The organism is Okeania sp. SIO2B9 (assembly GCF_010672505.1).
Taxonomy (GTDB): domain Bacteria; phylum Cyanobacteriota; class Cyanobacteriia; order Cyanobacteriales; family Microcoleaceae; genus Okeania; species Okeania hirsuta.
The window spans coordinates 1-2,952 of record NZ_JAAHGK010000989.1; the positions used below are offsets into that span (position 1 = coordinate 1).

3 protein-coding genes are annotated in these 2,952 nt (G+C 40.1%); 1 reads left to right on the forward strand and 2 read right to left on the reverse strand.

The genetic code is table 11. From position 1 onward, the window contains the following. On the reverse strand, positions 1–191 hold a 191-nt coding region (locus tag F6K13_RS26395; protein WP_287288905.1), incomplete at its 3' end, for a hypothetical protein. 290 nt (positions 192–481) lie between these two features. Continuing rightward, entirely contained in the window at positions 482–838 is a 357-nt protein-coding gene (locus F6K13_RS26400) for an iron-sulfur cluster assembly accessory protein (protein ID WP_124146486.1), read from the reverse strand. Positions 839–1,289: 451 nt separating this feature from the next. Between F6K13_RS26400 and F6K13_RS26405 the strand changes: the two genes are divergently transcribed. Next, on the forward strand, positions 1,290–2,924 hold the full coding sequence (locus F6K13_RS26405) for a DUF6930 domain-containing protein (RefSeq protein ID WP_124146487.1): 1,635 nt from the start codon (positions 1,290–1,292) through the stop codon (positions 2,922–2,924). The last annotated feature ends 28 nt before the right edge of the window (positions 2,925–2,952 follow it).

The following is a 2,952-nucleotide window of genomic DNA, read 5'->3' on the forward strand; positions in this document are numbered from 1 at the left end:
TGTTCGAGCAGCCACAGCCCGGGCAGCGAGACCGCGATGGCCGAGCCCATGAACCAGAAGACGTCGAACTCGTCGAGCCGAAGCATGGCGTGGATCGTGTCGTACTCGTGCAGGTTGGATGCCGCCAACACGCCACCGAAGGCCATGCCGAAGAGCAGGCCGAGCAGGTTCATCCGACGATCGCGTGTCACAGCGCACCCCCGGTCAGGACCCGCAGGACAAAGGTGGTGGCGATCGCTGTGGTCATGAACGTTGCGGTGACCGCCACGCTGGCCGGCGATCGTTGGGCCGTGCCGCACATCCCGTGGCCCGAGGTGCAGCCACCGGCGACCGCCGTACTCAATTTACATAGATAGGGGCACAATTAATACTGTACCCCTACTCTCCAGTTTGCCCATTATTAAGCAGTTGCATTTACAGAAGTTCTAGGAAAGACTAGACCTAGATAACTTCTGACAAATATGATTTGATTTGATTAATTTTAGGCAGAAAAGGAACTACCACAGCCACAGGTTTGAGTTGCATTAGGATTACTAAATTGAAACCCACCCCCAATTAAAGCATTACTATAGTCGAGTACTAAACCGTAGAGATATAGAATACTCTTGCGATCGCAAACTACCTTAAATCCATCATAATCATAAACTTCATCATCTTCTCTAATAGTATTAGGGTCAGCAAAATCCATCATGTAGGACATTCCAGAACATCCACCTTGACGCACCCCTACTCTGAGGCACAGGTCTTTCCCTTCTTTCTCTCTTAGAGAATTAACCTGAGCTAAAGCAGCTTCGCTCATCATGATACCTTTTTGCTGAGACTGAGTAGCTTGTGTCATTTTTATTTCTAGCTCCTTGTACTATTGCTCTAAAATAGTAATTCCTTACTATTTATATATTCTATTTCATATTTATATTTCTAGATAAAGATTGTAACTATACTTTTTGAATAGTATCCTCAGTCAAAAATCATCATTTTTTTAAATCTGGCCTTATTGTGGTTTAATATCTTAATATATGGGTGCCAAAAACTTAAAGACTGTCGTTAATAATGTTAAAATTATTAAAATTATAGATAGAGAATTATATAGTAAGTCTATATATTTTTATGTTAATTATGATTCATCGCTCAATTGATCCGAGCAGTCATTAAGATAGTAGAAAATAAAATTCCCGTCACATTAGCAAAGCTGTATAGAGAAAAATGTATATCAAAGTACATGAAGAATATGGCTTAATGCAACAAGTAAAGAATATTTACCGATTGCTTCACTTTCACAGGCTTAGTCTATGGCAGCTCTTAATCCTTCAACAATTCGTAGGTTACAAAAATTACAACAAGTTCCAAGTGTGTGGGAAGGCGATCGTCGCCCTATATACTCAGACTCAAGCTCTAACCCAGAGTTAGAGTCAGAAACAACAAATGAATGTATTATTTGGGTCGATGGCTCCCATGGAATGGTACGAGCAATGGACATGGTGACATCAGAAATTGGCCCAGAAGCAATTGTTCGGACACTGCTGCGAGCAATGGAAAATCCTCAAAGTCCAGCTCCAACAATTAGACCTCAAAAAATAGTAGTCAAAGACCGAGAAATTCAATTTTTTCTGAGGGGAGTTTTACAAGACCTAGGAATTACCATTGATTATGTCCCGGATTTACCTCTAATTGATGAAATATTTCAAGGACTACAGGAAGTAGCAGAAAATCGTCCTCCTAACTTACCTCCTGACTATGCGGAAGCTTTACTTGAAAAAGCATATCAAGTTTGGGACGATGCACCATGGGAAATATTAGGAGAACATCAAATTATTTCCATAGAACTTAATCAATGGGATATCAAAAATCTCTACATCTGCGTCTTAGGTAAGTTGGGTATGGATTATGGCATCTTACTATATCGTTCTTTAGATTCTCTCAAAAGGTTTCGGCAACGAGTAGCTTATGAAAAATCTTTTGAAAATTTAGAGGAAGCTTTTTTGGGACAAGATTGTTTGTTTGTCACTTACGATCACCTTCAAGAAGAAGAGGCAGATGATGAGAGTGAGAATATCGACCTCCAAAATTTATCTGCATCAGAAATTCAGCCCAATTTTGGTAATCTACATCCTTTAGAAGGTTTAAGGTCTGTTCTATATGAAGAGGAAGCAGTTACCACATTAGTGGCAATAGAAGCACTCCATCGTTTTTTACGCTCTTGTCGCAAAAAGATGACAGGTAATAAGTTTCCTAGTATCAATAGTCGCTACCGTATCCCTATACCAGAATCTGAACAAATAATTTCAGTCAAAGTGGCCACTATGCCAGAAGTGGCAGAAGAATTATATGAAATGGCTACCGAGGCCGATCTTGAAGGAGATGAAGAATTAGAAATTGAAATGCCCATGCTGAAGAATGATTTGGTCCCGGCCAATTCTTTCTTAAGTTTAGGAATGGTACCTTGGGATACAGTGGCATATCTACGAGACAATACTAAACTACACCAGGCAGCAGAAGTAGATCTTAAATTATTAGGAGAAGGTTTACCAATAGTTTTGATTCAAACTTCTCTGCCAAAAGCAACTAAATTGATAGATGATTTACAAGAAGCTCAAGGACTTCATGGTATCGGGTTTAATATAGGAGAAGATCCCATGGAAGAAACAAGCTACGATTTGGGCATATTTAAAACTTATGATGGTGTGCTTCATTTATTTGGTGAATTTGTGCAGAATGACCCAGTACACAAGAAAGCTAAACAAAAATGGGACAAGCGTTGCCAAGCTACTGATGGTTGGTGTGGTTTAATTATTGCCAGGGGTATTACAGGTGCTTCTCGTGGTCAACCAGATTTTAAGGATATGATGGCTTTGTTTGAAGTGCGCTTTCTCTCTACTAAAGAATTGGGGATAGGGCCATTACAATTAATGCCAATATCTTTGTGAAGAAGGAAGAAGAGATAACTAAGAAGAA

Bases quoted from the DNA above. Each gene is read 5' to 3' on its own strand.
- F6K13_RS26405 (WP_124146487.1), top strand. From the start codon at position 1,290: ATGGCAGCTCTTAATCCTTCAACAATTCGTAGGTTACAAAAATTACAA.
- F6K13_RS26400 (WP_124146486.1), bottom strand. From the start codon at position 838: ATGACACAAGCTACTCAGTCTCAGCAAAAAGGTATCATGATGAGCGAA.